This window comes from Streptomyces sp. SA15 (assembly GCF_002291145.1).
GTDB lineage: Bacteria > Actinomycetota > Actinomycetes > Streptomycetales > Streptomycetaceae > Streptomyces.
In genome coordinates, this window is sequence record NZ_NTGE01000054.1 from 25,532 (window position 1) to 42,250 (window position 16,719).

11 protein-coding genes and 2 pseudogenes are annotated in these 16,719 nt (G+C 68.5%); 5 read left to right on the top strand and 8 right to left on the bottom strand.

The annotated features are described in order from the left end of the window. Positions 1-144: 144 nt before the first annotated feature. The 4 genes and pseudogenes from CLM62_RS09440 to CLM62_RS09455 all read right to left on the bottom strand — a co-directional run. A pseudogene (locus tag CLM62_RS09440) lies at positions 145-606 on the bottom strand (nuclear transport factor 2 family protein); the annotation flags it as partial. Between the two features lie 100 nt (positions 607-706). After that, positions 707-2,032 (bottom strand): hypothetical protein, encoded by a 1,326-nt coding sequence (locus CLM62_RS09445; protein ID WP_257003770.1) that lies wholly within the window; start codon positions 2,030-2,032, stop codon positions 707-709. A gap of 248 nt (positions 2,033-2,280) precedes the next feature. Continuing rightward, positions 2,281-2,607, bottom strand: coding sequence for a helix-turn-helix transcriptional regulator (locus CLM62_RS09450; RefSeq protein WP_095749393.1), 327 nt, complete (start codon positions 2,605-2,607; stop codon positions 2,281-2,283). Next, positions 2,604-3,683, bottom strand: a complete 1,080-nt coding sequence (locus tag CLM62_RS09455) for a site-specific integrase (RefSeq protein WP_095749394.1) — start codon at positions 3,681-3,683, stop codon at positions 2,604-2,606. Before CLM62_RS09455 ends, CLM62_RS09450 begins: the two co-directional genes overlap by 4 nt. 408 nt (positions 3,684-4,091) lie before the next feature. On the opposite strand from CLM62_RS09455, the pseudogene CLM62_RS52985 reads away from it, so the two are divergent. Next, positions 4,092-5,623 (top strand): annotated as a pseudogene (locus tag CLM62_RS52985) (pentapeptide repeat-containing protein). A gap of 570 nt (positions 5,624-6,193) precedes the next feature. On the opposite strand, the gene CLM62_RS51310 reads toward CLM62_RS52985, so the two are convergent. Both CLM62_RS51310 and CLM62_RS09465 read right to left on the bottom strand, forming a co-directional pair. Next, complete coding sequence (locus CLM62_RS51310; protein ID WP_257003766.1) at positions 6,194-8,086, bottom strand: WD40 repeat domain-containing protein; 1,893 nt, start codon at positions 8,084-8,086, stop codon at positions 6,194-6,196. A gap of 43 nt (positions 8,087-8,129) precedes the next feature. Continuing rightward, positions 8,130-10,679: an AAA family ATPase gene (locus CLM62_RS09465; protein WP_095749395.1), complete on the bottom strand. Its 2,550-nt coding sequence runs from the start codon at positions 10,677-10,679 to the stop codon at positions 8,130-8,132. A gap of 137 nt (positions 10,680-10,816) precedes the next feature. Between CLM62_RS09465 and CLM62_RS09470 the strand changes: the two genes are divergently transcribed. Continuing rightward, complete coding sequence (locus tag CLM62_RS09470; RefSeq protein ID WP_095749396.1) at positions 10,817-11,719, top strand: hypothetical protein; 903 nt, start codon at positions 10,817-10,819, stop codon at positions 11,717-11,719. Positions 11,720-12,570: 851 nt separating this feature from the next. Here CLM62_RS09470 and CLM62_RS09480 read toward each other — a convergent pair. Then, the gene (locus CLM62_RS09480; protein WP_257003767.1) at positions 12,571-12,759 is read right to left on the bottom strand and encodes a hypothetical protein; all 189 of its coding nucleotides are present in this window, start codon (positions 12,757-12,759) and stop codon (positions 12,571-12,573) included. Positions 12,760-13,041: 282 nt separating this feature from the next. Between CLM62_RS09480 and CLM62_RS09485 the strand changes: the two genes are divergently transcribed. From CLM62_RS09485 to CLM62_RS09495, 3 genes are all read left to right on the top strand, one after another. Continuing rightward, entirely contained in the window at positions 13,042-13,803 is a 762-nt protein-coding gene (locus CLM62_RS09485; protein WP_095749398.1) for a PIN domain-containing protein, read from the top strand. 499 nt (positions 13,804-14,302) lie between these two features. Next, positions 14,303-15,112, top strand: coding sequence for a hypothetical protein (locus CLM62_RS09490; RefSeq protein ID WP_095749399.1), 810 nt, complete (start codon positions 14,303-14,305; stop codon positions 15,110-15,112). Continuing rightward, a complete protein-coding gene (locus tag CLM62_RS09495; protein WP_179382026.1) occupies positions 15,112-15,390 on the top strand; it encodes a CHAT domain-containing protein in 279 nt (92 codons plus the stop codon). Before CLM62_RS09490 ends, CLM62_RS09495 begins: the two co-directional genes overlap by 1 nt. A gap of 970 nt (positions 15,391-16,360) precedes the next feature. On the opposite strand, the gene CLM62_RS09500 is transcribed toward CLM62_RS09495, so the two are convergent. After that, positions 16,361-16,672: a hypothetical protein gene (locus tag CLM62_RS09500; RefSeq protein ID WP_095749401.1), complete on the bottom strand. Its 312-nt coding sequence runs from the start codon at positions 16,670-16,672 to the stop codon at positions 16,361-16,363. Positions 16,673-16,719 lie beyond the last annotated feature (47 nt).

Genomic DNA, 16,719 nt, shown 5'->3' on the forward strand with positions numbered 1-16,719 from the left:
GGTGTTCTGCCGCTGGCAGAACAGCACGGGTGTCCCTCTGAAATACGGGGCGGGCCCGGCGCTCAGGGCTTCAAGATCATCCCGTTGCCCCTTCTGGCGCGTATCTCGGTCACACCCCGAGTCCGGCCCAGCGGGTTGACCTTTGGGGTGGCTGAGACGCACCGTCTCTCCGCCGAATGGTAGGAGCGTGACCCGGTTGGCTAGGAACCAGGTGTCCTCGACCTTCCGGAACGTGTCCTCGTAGTGGCCCACGTTCGCGGGGAGCGTCGGGGGCACCATGCCGTCGGTATAGCCGTCGACCCGGTAAGTGGCGAAGTAAGAGGTGGCGGTGGCCGCCGACGCAGAATTCACCGTGACCAAGATGTTCGTCGACATGCGCCGTGACAGCCGGTCCTTGGGTCGCGAACCGAAGTAGCTGCGGAGCGCCTCACGCCCCTCCACCCTGCGGTCGCCGTGAGGCCACTCCCACACCCCGTCAGGCGTGAAGAGGTCCGCGACGCTGCCCGGATCTCCCAGGTCAAGGCGGCGCACGAACTCGACGATCAGACGCTCGCAAGCTCGCTCGGCCAAGAGACGTTCGATTGGGTCAAGGGCTTTAGTCGACATCGTCAATTGCTACCAGCCCTGTATGGGGCATCGCGATGGCTTTTTGCTGCCGATCCCCTCGGTTTGTGGACGCGACGCCATCTTCGACGTGACACGACAGTCAGAGCCCGCTCTCGACGGGTCGCTCCAGGAGTTGGCGGGCAGAGTTCGCGTAGCGCATCGCGGTCTTCTCGTCCAGGCCGAAGACCTCGGCGAGGTGGAGCGGGTCAGGGCCATGGGCGAGGGCTTCTTCGAGCTGCCGGTCGACGCGGAGCTGTTCCAGCGTGGCGCCCTGGCCGCGAAGCGGTGCGGTCAGGGAGACCGCGCTGACCGGGCCGGTGCCCAAGGCGGTGAACTTGTTGATCAACAGGTGTGGGTTGGCGGTGTCGGGCCAGCGGCGGCGCCGGTGGTCCAGCCATTCGCGGGCGACGTGCAGCGTCAGTTCGTCCATGGGACGGACCCGGCCGTTGATCACGAGCTTGCGGTTGCCGATGTCGAGGTCGTCGAGTTGGAGGCGCCGGATCGCACCGGATCGCGCGGCGTGCACCGCGGCGAGTGCGAGGACCAGGCGGTCCGCCGGCTTGGCGACCGCGGCAACGGAGTTGTTGACGTGCTCGGGCTCCAGGGGTTGGAGGATGCCGTATTCGTGCTGGCCGACGCGGATGCGGCTGGTCGGATTCTTGAAGATGGTGCCGCTCTTCTTCGCCCGGCCGAACAGCGACCGCAGCACGATGAGCGTGTGCCGTCGCTGGCTGCCGTGGAGGGTATCGAGCTCGGTGAGGACGTCGTCGCGAGTCACCTCGCGCAGGTGGTCGTGCTGGGCTGACCACTCCAGCAGGACGGGGCGGATCCGGTTCAGGTAGTTCCAGACCGTATTCTCGTCCCGGGGCTGGGACCGAGGGCCACCGTCGTGCAGGAGCCGGGCCCAGTGCTCCACGTCGCGGCGGATTCCGGGGGCGATGCCGTCGAGCTTGCGCTCCAGCCACTGTTCGAAAGACGGCGTCCGGTCGTCTTGGAAGACGCCGATGCGGTCGAGTACTTCCACTGTGTGTTCGACGCTGAGCCCGCGGGATCGCAGGGCTGGGAAAATCTCGGAGTGCCGCACGATTTCGCCGTTGACATGGCCGGACAGCACGATGACCAGGGCTCGGCCGACGTCGAGGCGGACATGGCGGGGCCAGCCGTGAGCTTCGCCGAGACTATGTGCGGTATGCCGGGCCCAGGCCAGCCACGGGTTGTCGAGCCGGGCATGTTCCTGGCGATTGAACCGGGTGAAATCTCGGCGGACCTCGAACAGCCGCGGCTGGAGCCAGCCGGGGACCGGCCGGTAGGCGGGGGCCGGGTCGGGGTGGCGCGGGCGCCCCCGGCGTCGCCCCTGCTTGCCTCTGGGAGGGCCGGGCTGACGCGGTCGGTGGAGGTTGGTGAAGAACAGTTGATGATGCTGCACCTTCTCCAAGTAGGGCTCCAGTACGGTGACTTGGCCCTTGGCGTCCTGGCTTGCCTGATGCCAGCACAGACGGCAGTACCCCTTCTTCAACCGCACTGTTCGCCGGCAGCCGCTGCACTCGGCGGGCTTCTCGTTGCGGCGGAAGCTCTCGCATGCGCCGCAGGCGCGGCCGGGCAGCACGCCCCAGCCGAAGCAGGTCGGGCAACTGGCTGGCGGTTTGCACTTGCCCGCTGGCAGAACGTAGGCCATCACGTCGGCGGCAGAGACCGGCCGTCACGGCGACGCGGCACCACCACCGGGGCCGGGCCAGCCGCAACGGCCGCCTGCCGGCCGGTCTCCTCGCCGGGGCGCCGGACCTTCTCCGGCTCGGGGATCAGCAGATCGCTGATCTCGCAGCCGAGGACAACACAGATGACGTCCAGGTCCTCCAGCTTGAGTGAGACGGGCTGGCCGGACCACAGTCCGGACATCTTCCCTGCCGAGATGACCAGGCCGTGCTCGGCCAGGCTCCGCTGGAGTTCGGAGGCTTTCCAGACGCCCTTGTTCGCGGCGGTCAGCCGTAGGTTCCACCTCATCGGACCAGTCCTTCCAGCCGCTTCGCGGCCCGTCCCGTCCCGGCGACCCAGGCATCTTCAACCCGGGTCTGCTGTACGTGGATGTATCGCATGGTCGTGGCGATCCACGAATGCCCCAAAACCTCCTGGATTGCGAGCAAATCGAGCCCGTTTCCGTAGAGTTGAGACGCGCAGAAGTGCCGGAGGACGTGCGGCGTCAGCTTCTCGCCCCACGCTGGCAGATGCGCTTTGGCCGCGTTCTTGAGGCCGTCCCGCAAGGCGTCGTCGCCGACCCGGCGCGAGGAACCGTCGGTGTTCTTGCGCTCGGAGGGAAACAGCGGGGCGCCGGGGCGGGTGTGGTCGTCGTCGAACTGGCCCCAGACGTCCTCGATGAACCAGCGGAGTGTCCGGTCGGCGTCGTTGATCAGCGGCACCATCCGCTCACGCGGACCCGATCCGCGGGCGCCCTTGCCGTGGCGGACGTGGAGTTTGCCGAAGCGGCCCAGGTCCCACTTGATGTCGGCCAGATCCAGCTTGCATGCCTCGCTCACCCGCAGGCCAACCTGGGACATCAGTTTCGAGGCGGTGTAGTTCCTGGCGGTGGGGGCGAACTTGCGGCAGGTTGCCAGTTCGCCGCCCCAGCCGGTGAACAGTGTCCCGACCTCCGGCTCGCTCGGCGGGATCCGCAGCTGGGCATCCTTGGCCCCGCGCGGCCGGTTCATCTCGTCGATCGGGCACTCCACGACCCGGCCGGTCATCCGATGGAGCTCGGCCTTGTGCCGCAGCTCCAGGAACATGAAGTACGTGGTCAGCGCCTGCGACCGGGCCAGCCGGGTGCCGCTGGGCGAGTTCCGCAGTACCTTCCCGAAGTATGCGTCAGCGTCAGCGGGCTCCATGTCCCACAGGGGCCGGCCGAACCAGGACCTGATCTGGTCCAGATGCCCGACATCCCCACGGATCGTGCTGTCCGCCAGGCCCGCCGAGGCCCGTGCAAGGACGAACCCAGACAGCACGTCGGTCTCGAACCGCTCCAGCTCCTCCGTCGACGCGGGTGCCCAGTGCTCACGCAGGTCCCGTACGACTGCCAGCGCCGCCAACCCGAGCCTCCTCGCCTTCGGCCCGACTGCGGATCGGTCGGACGAGGTGAGAACGCCTCAAGAATCCCGAAGTTACGTCACAAGGTCGCCGAGCACCCGAAGGAGGAAGAACCCCCTGGCCACGAGGCCAGGGACTCAACGGGGCTCAGAAGAACTCACGGGATGTCGCACACGTGGGAGCCGATCCATGACTTCGCTCGGTTCGAGTCACATCGGATGCCATCGCCCGGCGACAGCCAGGAGCACAGCCGCGCTCCTTCCCCGGGCATCCCTGCTGCTGATAGACGACTGCCTACCGAACTGGTCGGCGGCATGGACGGCGACGCTGCCTGTCACGGTCAAGCCTGAACCGTTCCCGCTCCCCAGAGCGTCCATACGGGCACCCTGACACCGTGGAGCCGCCGCACCATGAGCACATCCGAACCGCCACCCTGGCCGCACTGCGCACACGGCGCAGACCCTGCTGCCGACCCTGTCGGCTGCCGCGGCATCCACGTTCCCGGCCACACCGCGTGCCTCGCCCACCTGGCCGATACCGACCGCGACGCCTACCTGGCCGGCCTGACCCCCGGCACCGACATCGACCACCGCGGCACCCCCTTCACCGAACCCCTTCTCAACTCCCTCCTCAACGCCCTCCGCGACCCCACCACCCAACGCCCCCACCTCGGCAACGCCGCGTTCGGGGAGGCGACTTTCCAAGGCGACGCCTGGTTCGAGTCGGCGACCTTCCAAGGCGACGCCGGGTTCGGGAAGGCGACCTTCCAGGGTGGCGCCTGGTTCGTGTCGGCGACCTTCCAGGGCGACGCCCGGTTCGACTCGGCGGCTTTCGATCAGCGGGTCAGCCTCGGGCCGCTGGTGTGCGCTGGGCAGATGTCATTGTCCGGGGCGGTGTTCAATGGGCCGGCGAGCCTCTCGTTCGCCGCGCGTCGTCTGGAGTGCCGGCGGACCCGCTGGTTGTCCACGGCCGAGGTGCGGCTGCGCTACACCAGCGTGGACTTTGCCCACGCGGTCTTCGAGTACCCCCTCACCATCGCCGCGGAGGCCGACCCCTTCGTGCTCTCCACCGGGGAGCCGCTGGAGGAACGGGCCTCGACCACGCGCCTGACGCCGCGGTGCGGATAGCTTCGCTGCGCGGGGTGGACGCGGCGCATCTGGTCCTCGCCGACGTCGACCTGTCGGGGTGCCTGTTCACCGGGACGGTGCACCTGGACCAGGTGCGACTTGAGGGCGACTGTTCCTTCGACACGGTCCCGCCCGGCACGCACTGGCAGCGCGGGCGACCGGCACGGTTCACCCCCCGCCGCACCCTCGCCGAGGAGCATCACTGGCGCGCGAACCAGCCGGACGCCGCCCAGGGCTGGAACACGGCGGTGCTCGGCGCCGTGCGCGCCGGGCCAGCGCAGTTGGCACCGGTGTACCGGGCGCTGCGCAAGGCGTTCGAGGACAGCAAGAACGAGCCGGGAGCGGCAGACTTCTACTACGGCGAGATGGAGATGCGCCGCCACGACCGCACCACCACCTCCCGCGCAGAACGCGGACTGCTGCACGCCTACTGGATGCTGTCCGGCTACGGCCTGCGCGCCCTGCGGGCCCTGGGCTGGCTCGCCGCCGCCATGCTGGTCACCCTCGTGCTGCTGATGGGCTTCGGGCTGCCGAAGGACGACCCGAAACAGGAGGCGACCGGCACCGTGCCGCCCGGCGGAGGCAAGGTCACCTTCGAGATCGAAAAAGGCGATCCGCAGAACCCCACCGGGAACCGGTTCACCGGCAAGCGCTTCGAGAAGGCCCTGAACGTCACGCTCAACTCAGTCGTGTTCCGCTCCAGCGGACAGGACCTAACCACCGCCGGCACCTACATCGAGATGACCTCCCGCCTCATGGAACCCGCTCTCCTCGCCCTCGCCGTCCTCGCCGTCCGCGGCCGCATCAAACGCTGACTGCCCCGGCCCGGCATGGCCGAGTCCTGTGAACGGTTCGGCCGAACGTTCCCGGCTACGTGCCTTACTTGCCTGCACCGTCGATCACGCTCTTGAACTGCACAGAACCCCTTCGACCCCTAGATAACGACGACGCCCACCACCAGGCTGTGACCGCGTCAGCATCCTCGAGCGCCGAACCAGCGACGGGTGTGGGTCGTGCTCGATCGTTTCGTGGCTGCCCTGGCTGAGTTTCGTAGCAGGTGCCGCCAACAACCCCTTGGAGAGGTCCGGGCTGGGGTGTGTGTCGACGCTTGTGACCGTTGTCAGGGCTTCGCGGTCCCGCACTGCTTCCGCCCCCGGGTCCTCTGGCTGTGGGGTGTGCAGCCGGATGCGCGTGATGCGCTGGACGGCGCTGCCGTTGGGCTGTGGCCGGTCGGGTCGTGTCCGTCCCAGGGCGGTGTCGAGCGGATCCGCGCCGGTGATTGGCCAAACCGCTTCGTCGGCGCGGGAGCCGCAGCGGGGCCGGAGCAGCTCGGCTGTGTCGCCCACGGCGAGGGTGGCGAGGTCCTCGTCAGAGGGTGGTAGTCCTCACAGCAGCGGGGGGTCGACGGCCAGTGTGACGAGGCCGACTGGACCGTGCAGGTGAAGAACGGGGCCCTCCTCGGTTATCCCGGTGATCACCGCGTGGACGGGCGCGCCGGTGAGGAGGGTGTGGAGCAGTTCACCTGTTGTCGAGTCCCAGATGCGGACACCGCTGGAGCTGCCGGACACCAGCAGTGTTCGGCCATCGGTCAGATGGAGCCCGGTCATGGCCAGGGTTCCATGCGCGGGCCAGGCGACGACTTGTGTGCCGCCGGTCAGGTCCCAGACCTGGATCTCCCTGTCGTTCGCCACCGCGATCTGCAGACCGTCGGACCGCGGCACAGTGCATCCGACTCGATAGGGCGTTCCGGGCTTCCCCCGGACCCATGGGCCGAGGCCATGCCCGGTCACCGCGTCTACGAGTTCTATGGCTCGCCCGTGGGCCACCACGATCCCAGGACCCGTCACAGTATGTGCCGCCGGCACAGGGATCAGCACAGGCCCCCCATCGCGCCCGAAGTCGGCCGGCGCCACGTGGGTGATGGTCTCGCCGCTGTTCGGGTCCAGGGTCGTGGTGGCCAGCTTGCTCCCTCCAGAAGCAGTGACGAAGACCGGCAGCCCGTCGCCAGTGACGGTGACACACGTGCGGGAGGAGAAATAGGGAAGCGACGCAGGGTCGGGTGATGCGACGGATTCACCTGACACCAGGTCCCAGACGGACGCAGAAGTGCCCGCGACCGCGACATGAGCGGCTCCCCGGGGAGAGGGCAGCGCTCCGACGACAGTGACGGGAGCGGTGGGGATCGGGATTTGCTTCAGCAGCCGTCCCGTTGTCGCGTCATGCACGTCGATTCCGTCGCGCGTGCCGACAACGACGCAGTCCCTGGGGCCGTCGGGGCCTGGGTACGCCATCCGTCGCAGTGGCCAGGTGTGAAGGAAGAACCCGTGTGGCGCGGGTGCCGGGTAGGGCGTGTCGGGAAGGTCATCGCCGGGTGGTCGGCCGGTGGGGGCTAGGTCCCAGATACGGATGCCTTGGGGGGCGGCTGAAACGACGCGAGGCCCGGCAGGGCCCGTCAACGCGGTCAGCTCGTTGATGCGTGAGACATCGGCGGCGATGCGTTGCACTTCGTTGAGTTCCATGTCGCGTACGACGATTTCGCTTCCGGTGGCGTAGGCGAAGTCGGTGCCTCCGGGTACCTGTACCAGGGAGTGGCCAGTCTCCCAGACACCTGCCGTCTGCGACGCGGTGAAGGGCTCCCATATCTGAGTAGACACCCCGCGGGTCTGCACGACGAGCAGGTCGTCCTGCCCGGTCCGGCTCAAAGTGGCGAGCCGAACCTCACGGTTACGGGGACCGAACGGTGCGTCGGCCGTCAGTCCGGAGAACGGGTCCCACAACCGGATGCCCGTGCTTCCGGCGAGGGCGACCAGCGCGTGGCCGCTCGCCCGTCGGACGACTGCCGACTGTAGCGGGTCCTCACGCTCATAGGGAGGGACGTCACGAGCTGGTGTGGTCTGCCCGGAGTGGGGACGCCACACCATGCTGCCACTCCGTGTGAGGATGAACAGTTTCCACAGCGAGGGGCCGTCTTCCAGGACGTGCACGTCGCGTGCCGAGACGACCAGTTGCGCCACTAGCTGCCCCGAGACTGGGTCATGGATCTCGATCCGGTGGGGCGTGAGCGTGATGAGGAAGGTGCGGCCGCCGGTCGCACGGATGGTGCGGAGCCTGAATACCGGTCCGTCAGTGGCCAGGTCTGCGGTCGGCCGGCCCGTGCTCGCGTCCCAGACGCGGACTCGTCGGGAGGTATCGGCCACCGCGACGAGCCAGCGCCCGTCGAGAGTGGGAACCGCGCACAGGGCTCGGGTGAGTTTCTGTGCGGGGGCGAGTACGTTCACCTGCGCTGCCCAGCTGCCCCAGCGGAAGGCCAGGGCGCGCTGCTCATGGGCCGCGTCCCGCGTCTCGCCTCGTACGCTCTGGTGGAAGTGGATGCTGTCGCGGCGGGAGCGGCGGGCTGTGCTGTCGTCGAGGTACGGCTCGATCAGCGCGGCCGCTGTGAGTGCGCCTCGCTCGGGATCGCCGGTGGGCAGCGGCAGGGACAGCCGGGCGCGCAGGGTGCCGGAGGTCTCCTGCGCGAGCAGTTCGACGGGAACGTGTCGGTCGGTCAGGAGGTCGCCGGCCTGCGCGTGGTGCAGGTAGTGGCGCCGGATGTAGGGATGTGCCTGGTGCGGACGAGCCCGGCGCACCAATCCCGCGAGGACTCCGGTGACGGTCGCATGGGCACCGGCCAGCTCTGTGGCATTGCCTGTCGTCGGGAGTGGTGGGCGCGGGGGGGGGGGCGTCCGGTGCGCCAAGCAGCCACTCGTGACCGGCCTGGAGCAGGTCAGTGAGCCGCTGGTGGACGGGCCGATAGACGGTGCGCCCGTCTTCGCTCGCGGTGGCGAGGTATCCGGTCAGACGACTGGACCGCAGCGTGCGGACGGCGTGGTCGGCCAGGTCCGCAGTCTCGGGTGCCTCGCCGCCGGGCGCCGTTGGCTCTCGTTCCGGGTCAGCCGGCCTGGCTGGGCCGTGTGGGTTTGCTGCGAGCGCGGCGGTGACCGCGGGCCAGATCTCCCCCCAGGGCAGGCCGAAGCCCTGAGCGAGCGCGGTGGCACGCAGCGCCGCGACCAGCAGGTCGGCCGGGACCCCGGTTGCCGCGGCGACGCCCCTGACGTCTTCGCGCAGCAGGCTGCTGGTGCCGTCGGCGAGCCGGTGCAGCCAGCCCTCCTCGGTGAGGTCCTGTCGGGTTTCGGCCGTCCGCAGCTGGTCGGTGGCTATTTGGGCGTCGAGGAAGGAGGGGGCGACGGCTTTCGCGATCACACGGGCCGTCGCTTCGACGGCTTCGTCGTCGGCGTCCTTGTAGGGGCTGTCCTCGGGGCCGCTCAGCAACGCGACCGCGTATGCGGCGATGTCGGCCTCGCAGTCCGGGCCGTCCGTGCGCAGCGGCTCGGGCACGGCACCTTCGGCCTTGAGGGCGGCGGTCAGGCGTTGCAGCAGGTCGTCTGCCCGCTCGTCGCGGAGGTCGGCGCCGGAGGAGTGGGACGTGACGGGTGAGCTGCGGATACCGAGGAGGAGGCGGACGGCGGTCTCACCGACCGGTGCGGTAAGGCGGGCGAGCGGGAGAATGACGTCATTGACACAGGCGAGCGGATCCTCCGCTTCGTCCAGCGCGTCGATGATGACGGTCACCGGCCGGGAGAGCTCGGCCGCACGCTCGGTCGTTCGTTTGAAAAGGGCCTGCAACGGGGTGCCCTTGGCAGCAGGCGTCCCGCCGAGCGCGGTGAGGAGGTCGTCGACCACGGCACGGGAGGATTTGTTGCGAGCCAGTACGGCCGCGTCCACCGAGCCGGGCTCTGGCCGGAGTTCACCAGGGATACGGGCGATGAGAGCGGCGTACGACGCGTCCTCGGCGAAGGCGGGAGCGGTGAGGGTGACCAGCCGGGCCAGCAGCGCGGACTTGCCCGATCCTGCGGCGCCCGTGACGATGAGCACGCCCTCGCCGTCACGGAGGAAGTCGACCAGGCGCCTCATGGGCTTTGTACGGCCGCTGAAGTACCAGCCCACGTCGTCGCCGCTGACCCGTCCGGAGGCGCGCTCCCGCCAGAACTCCAGATCTCCATGTTCGAGGACCAGTTGGCGCAGGGCAGGGTCGACGGCGGTCCCGGACGGTTTGTAGCGCGGGTTGGGCAGGCATGCGCTCAGCTGGTGCCGACGTGAGTGGGGCATGATCCACTCAGCGTCGATCAGGTCCTTCTCCACCCCGTCGGCCAGCCCGACCTCGTGCAGCAACTGCTCCCACTCAGCGAAGGACAGGTGCGAGGAGGTGTAGCCGGCGGACTCGTCGTTCATCCGTTCCCAGGCGAGCGCGACGCGCCGGGTGAAGGATCCCACCTGCGGCTGATCTTCATGGTCGCCGGCGGTGACCACAGCGATCCCGACGTGCCTTCGACGTTCCTTGGACAAGTCCTGCAGCAGGGTGCTCAGTTCTGCGCGCAGGACCCCGGAGTGGCATGAGTCGACCAGCACCAGAACGTGCTCGGCCTCGCTGTCCAGCACCGCGGTGATGAGCTCGCTGGTGGGAAAGGCGGTCGACAGCAACCGCTCAGGATGTGTCTTCGGCAGGGTCAGGTAGTGGCGGCCGGCCTGACGGCACAGCCCATGGCCGGTGATGTAGACGACGACGGCGTCCTCATATGCGGCTTCCGACAGCTTGGCCTCTCGCAGGAAGTCCCGCAGGTCTCCGACGGTATGCAGCGGATCCTCGACCGGAACCACCTCGAACCGCCGGTCCTCGCCCAGGGCGGGGTCTGCGAGCCAGGTGGTGATCCGAGTGACCTGTTCCGCGATGGCGTCGCGAAAGCCCTCGCGTTCGTCCCGGTAACCATCGACTGCCACGACGACCAGTCGTCTGCGGGCGATCCCGCTCAGGTCGTCACCGGCCTGCGTGTGCAACCGCCACCCCCACCTGCCTCGCACGGCCGATCTACCATATCCCCAACCGCGCCTGAGGCCGATGCGGACACAGGGGCCAGAGTCGGTTGCGCGCACGGGAAGGCCGCATCGGTGGCCCACTGCACAGGGGGAAACGCATGAGTCTGCTGCGCATCGTGGGTGTGCACGGCATCCGTCAGGGTGCCAGCGCGACGACGGAGGAACTCAGTCACGACTGGCGAGCCGCGCTCGTCTCGGCGCCAGCCGTCCCGGGAGCGGGCGTACCGGTGTGGTCAGGACCCGACGGAATCGTCGTCACCGTCCCGTCCTACCGAGATGTCTTCCCGAAGACGGTCACCCGGTTCGTACGGCTGGGTCCGGAAGACGCTGACGGGGTGACGCTGGATGAGGAAGAGGAGGCCTTCGTCCTGGATGCCTTGGCCGCGTACGCACCGGAGGCCGTGGCCGCGGAGGCCTCCCTCGACACGTCGTTCGAAGGAACGCTCGGCCAGGACCGGCTCACGCCTCGCGTCGCGCGGCGGAAACGTGCTGTCGACCAGGTGGCGGGCAAGGGGGTGACTGATCGGCTGCTGTGGTTCGTCCGTGAGGCCCATGCGTACCTCCGCAAGCCGGAAACCGCCAGCGCCGTCCGGGCAACGGTGCGGAAGGCCCTGGTGGAGAGCGAGGCGACGGTGGTCCTCGCCCATTCACTGGGCAGCGTCGTCTTCTACGACATGCTCAGCCGGGGTGAGATCCCGGTGAAAGCCGACGGCCGCCCTGTGGTGACCACCCTCATGACTCTCGGGTCCCCGCTGAGATGGCTGGCGGTCCGCAAGGGCGTGCACACCCCCGGCGAGCCGCTCGGCGTGGCGGCGGGTGTCCGGTGGACGAACCTGTACTCGCCGTTGGACGTGGTGCCACGGGGCAAGGGCCTGGCCGACCTCGCCGACGGAGTGACCGACGTCGTCGCGCACAACGGCGCGCTCAACCCCCACAACGTGGAACGCTACCTGGGCAAGCCCATCATCGCCGAGTGCCTCCTCCAGGCCCGTACTGCCTGACCTGCTCACAGTCGGAGAGACCAGTGGGGCGGCGGAAGTTGCCGTCGCTCTCCGCGCTAGACCGGCTTGGCGAAATAGGCGTCGGGGCCCATCTCGTACGCCTTACAGGTCCCAACAGAAGTGGTTGATCATGTGACTGGCGGCTTGTCCGCTCGTTGGTCTGGTCGTGGGGATGAGACAGTCGCGGCCGTGGATCGTGTGATCATCTCTTGGGGGCCCAAGTGCTGCTGCGTACTGCTGTCTGTGCCGGTCCAGCCGGTGCCATCCGCCGCCGAGGCGGAAGGCCTCCAGCGCATCGCCGGCGATGCCTAGCAGGCGGTAGCGTTCCTCGATGCTGGACCACACTCGCCGCTGGTCGTCGATCGTCTTCGTCGGCCCCGCTGCCCGGACCCGGATCGGTTCGATCAGTGTCTCGAACAACGGGACCAGCACTGCCCACAGCAGCACCGCGTCGGCCGTCGCCGTCCACCAGGCTCACTCCGGCCGAGTTGTCCGCGGCCAACGGCAGTGCGTTCGCGAATAAGCTGGGGCAGGTTCACCGCCCCGGCTTTCAGCGACAGCTTCTGCGGCAGGGACCGGGCACCGCGCCGCTGCTGCTCCTGGACTCCGAACGTCTCAGCGCACCACGCCTTTTCCCCGGCGCTGAGCCCCAACAGCTCGACGCTGTCCGTGGCCTGCGCCCCGGTGCCGCTGACCACCGAGACAGTGGGCTGGCCGTTCAGTGCTGCAGCCAGCAACCGGGCCGCGAGCATGTCGAGCTGAGCGAATCGTTGCTGCTGTCCGGCGGTTGCCTCCAGGGCAAGCGCCTCTTCGGGGGCGCGTCGAGAGCAGGGTGCCACCAGCGCGGCTGGTCACTGGCCACCGGTCAACCTCCGCATGTACTCGACGAACTGCTCAAACGGCATCGGAGTCGAGGTGTTTTGCGCATAGACGGCGTAGCGCTGGGCGATCAGCTGCATTTCCCGCTCCGCCCGCCGGGCCTCCACCCGGTCCAGGTCATGCACGACCCGCTGCTCGACACGCCCCTGCTCGTACAGCACGAACGCGTCGATTCCCCCCTGGGAGCGCACTGTCAGAGTCCCCTTCCCTGATGTCCCTTCGCAGCGAAGGCTGAGTGTTCTCACCGAAGGTTGAGCGCGCGCCATCGCAGCCTGTGCCGAGGCCGGTAGCCCTCGCTGAGGGCGAACACCCGTAGGGGTCCGGGGAGTATCGGAACCGGTTCCGGCTGTAGGACTCAGGCTCTCTCTGGAGGGGGCGGTGCACCACGCGCACGACGCCGAAATCCCGCACCTGCCGGTCAACGCCCGCAATACGATGCGCGGATGGACGAGCTGGCGTCGGCCCGACGGCGCCCCCTGTACCAGCGCGGGCCGCTGCGCCGCGCGCTGCTGGACACCTCCGTGCTGACCACGGACATCATCGCGGCCACCCGGCGGCTGGCCCCGTCGTCGTTCGTCGCCGGGGCGCGGGCGGGGACGGTCCGGTGCCTGATCCCGGTTCACGTGTGGGAGGAGGTCCCGCGGGTGCTGGCCGACCGGCACCGCGAGGGCGGCCGGTTCGACCTGGGGCGGGCGCTGGAGCTGTGGCAGTCCCGGTACGCGCCCGTCCTGTACGTCGTGGACACCGCCGGCCTGCCGATGACCCCGCAGGCTCAGGTTCTTGCCGGGCGGGACGCCTCTGATGTGCCGATGCTGCTGCTGGCCGGGGTGATCGCCCCGGTGGTCATCATCGGGACCGACGCGGACCTGGTCGACAGCGGGCTCGCGGACGCCGACTGGGTCGCCCTGCGCTCGGCCCTGGGGGACGTGGGAGTGACCGAGGGCCGGATGGCCGACCTGGAGCGGCAGGCCAACGTCCTACTGAGATGCGCGAGAGACCCCCACGTGTGGGGACAGGACGTCAGCGAACGCGGTACTTGGCGCGGCAGGTGGGAGAGACCCCCACGCGTGTGGGGAGGACACTCCCCGCGGGTCGAAGCTGTCCAGGCCTTCGGACAGAACTCCACGTGTGTGGGGACGATGAGGAAGCGCATGCGGATGTCCGTCATGATCAGGACAGACCCCCACGTGAGCGGGGAAAACTAGGCGGCATATTCGATCAGACGCCGTCTGCGGGACGGACCCTCACGTCTGTGAGGAAGGTAGGCCATGCTGGGCCACGAAGCGATCCCAGAGGGATAGACCCCTACGGTATGTAGGGAAGACCTTGATCGAGTAGTCGATCCGGTCGTAGCGCAGGAGAGACCCCAAGTGCATGGGAAGGGCGAAGCATAGAGGTTATCCCGTGCCTCGGCCGCGGACAGACCCCTGCGCGTGCAGGGAAGACCCAACCAATGACCGGCCCCAGGGCACGGACCAACCCCCAAGCGCGTGGGGAAGGTTCCCCACATTACACACGGCACGCGCCGCGTTGAGGTCCGGTCCCGCGGATGCCGCGTACAGGTGAACGGCAGCAGACTCGTCCGTGCCTTCGTCCCGGGCCCTTCCGCGGAGCGGACCGTCCTTGTCGAGGTCGGCCCGCACGAGCCAGCGGACTGTCAGTGCCGCCTGAAAGACTTGTGGCGGAAGAGCAGGAGGAAGTCCCATGGCGCGCAGCGACACACTCCGGTCGGAGATCGCCCAGCTGGAGAAGAAGAACGCAGGCCTGCACAACGACCTGGCCAAAGCGCAGAAAACGGCCAACGACGCCGGTGCAGTGGCTCGGAGGAAGCAAGAGCAGGCCACACGCAGCCGCAGCGACTCCAGTCGGCGCATGGTGCTGTCTGGCTCAGAGCGTGAAGCCAAGAAAGCCGCTGATGCACAGAAGAAGATCGCCACCGTTCAGAACAAGATCGCAAACAACACCAAGGCCATCGCGAGCAAACAGGCGTCCCTCAGGGCAGCTTTGAGTACCGAACAGCGTGCTCAGGACCGGCAAAACGACAGCCGGCGCCGGAAAGAGAAGAATCACGCCCGGGAAGTCGCTCGCTTGTCCCAACCAGCCGCCCGGATCAGGTATGTCGCCGTGCAGTCGCCCAAACCGGAGCCGCTGCGTGTTCTGTACCTCACGGCCAACCCGGAAGCCGTGGAGACCACGATTGAGCACCCCGACGGTTCCATTGAGACGAACGGCGTGTGGCTCCGCGTGGACTATGAGGTCCGGCAGGTCAAGGACATGCTCCGCAAGTCGATCTACCGTGACCTGGTGGCCGTCGAACATCTTCCCGCTGCAACCACCATGGACCTCCTCGAAGGTCTGAACAACCACCGCCCCCATGTCGTGCATTTCTCCGGCCACGCCTCGTCCTGGGGGCTGTTGATGGAGAACGACGCAGGCACACAGACTGGCGCGGAAATCGACTTCAGCCTGCTTGCCCGAATGCTCGGCGCCACGGACGAGCCCCCCGTCTCGTAGTGCTCAACGCATGCGAGAGCCTGGACGGAGCTGACGATCTCCTCCAGGCGGTGCCCACAGTCATCGGCATGTCTGATGAGATCAACGATGCCTCAGCAGTGACGTTTGCGGCCCGCTTCTACGCCGGCATCGCTTCCGCGCAATCGGTATCCACCGCGGTCGAACAAGCCAAAGTCGCTATGATCGCCGCCTCCCTTGACGGCGCCGAGCTGCCGGTTCTAAAGACACGGGACGACGTCGACCCAGGCGACCTGATTCTGGTCCGGCCACCGGAATAATCCCTTCCCTCCTGCGGCCCAGGACGATGCGCCGCGACCGTACACCGACAGCGATGAACCCCTGGCACCGTCACCGCCGGACCAGGTCGCGCAACCACTCGACGGAGTGCGCGATCGCGACTCCGTCGAGCAGGCCATCGGGGACAGTCGAGATCCTGCGGACCTCCTTGAGGAGATTCTTCTCCGTCATGGCACCCCCGTGCACGAGCGTGGAAGGGAGTCCGTAGTTCAAACGCCGCGTCCAGCAACTCACTCGGGAACAACGCACCCAGCAAGAACGCGTTGAGGGCGCCCGCTCCAACCCTCGGTTTGCTCACCAGCGCATCGCTGACCTCGAAGCCCAACTCCTCGAAGAGGACCAGCGATGACCCGAGCACACTGGCCACCTGCCGCTGCGGGCGGTCGCCGGGCGTGTGGCCTTCGCCGAGGCCCGGACCGACAGGATCTGGACACCGGAGGCGTCGCCGCGGCCGAAGTGGTGGTCGCGGCCGCGGTGGCCGGCGAAGACGAGGCACGGGAGCTGATCGCCGATCAGACGGCCGCACGTCTATCCGGGGCACGAGGTCGCGGCGTTCCTGCACGAACTCGCGTGCATCGCCGACCCGGCCAGCCGCGCCGTCGCGCGCAGCGGAACAACACGGTGCTCCGGGCCGTGCCGGTGCTAGCCCGCGACGTCACGCTGCACCCGGAAGCCTCCCGCCCGTTCGTCCACAGCGCCGGCTTCGATGGTGCGCGCTGGCGATCGGGCTGCGCATGACGGGCCGAGGCCGGCGGTGGGGCGAGCCGTCGGCCAAGGATCTGCGCGATGGGCATCCGCCTGCGACACGCATTGTGCTCGACCTCGCGGCGGCGGAGGCGGATGCCGGCTTTCACCTGACCCGAGCGCACCCGCCCGTTGCCCCGCGTCCGGAGCCGTTACGGCTGTGCGCGCCAGCTGTCCGTCGTGCGCGGGCGGAGGGGGAGGGCATCATCACGGCTGCGCGTCGTGCTCGCTGTCGTTGGGGTGGGTGTCGCGAGCTTCGGCATCCGGGAGGTTCGGGTCGGGGTGCGCCTGCTGGTGGCCGGCCGGGGCAGCGCTGCCGGCGCACAGGGGTAGCGCGGGCGCGCAAGGGCCTGTGCTGCCCGGGCCGCGCAGGGCGGTGAGGAGCTGCGCGAGCACGGCGGCGGCTGCCTGGCGGCGGGTGGGCTGGGCGGACCACACGGCGGGCAGCGCGACGCCTGCGAACACGAGCAGGCACAAAGCCAGAATGAGAGCTGGGACATAGCCGGTGAGACAGGGCATTTGATGCTCCTCGAAGCGACCTGATGGGTGGTGCTTCGACGGTGCCG

What these genes read in the sequence shown, in the direction of transcription:
- CLM62_RS09485 (WP_095749398.1), top strand. Translation starts at nt 13,042, where the DNA reads ATGGACGAGCTGGCGTCGGCCCGACGGCGCCCCCTGTACCAGCGCGGG.
- CLM62_RS09500 (WP_095749401.1), bottom strand. Translation starts at nt 16,672, where the DNA reads ATGCCCTGTCTCACCGGCTATGTCCCAGCTCTCATTCTGGCTTTGTGC.
- CLM62_RS09450 (WP_095749393.1), bottom strand. Translation starts at nt 2,607, where the DNA reads ATGAGGTGGAACCTACGGCTGACCGCCGCGAACAAGGGCGTCTGGAAA.
- CLM62_RS09490 (WP_095749399.1), top strand. Translation starts at nt 14,303, where the DNA reads ATGGCGCGCAGCGACACACTCCGGTCGGAGATCGCCCAGCTGGAGAAG.
- CLM62_RS09470 (WP_095749396.1), top strand. Translation starts at nt 10,817, where the DNA reads ATGAGTCTGCTGCGCATCGTGGGTGTGCACGGCATCCGTCAGGGTGCC.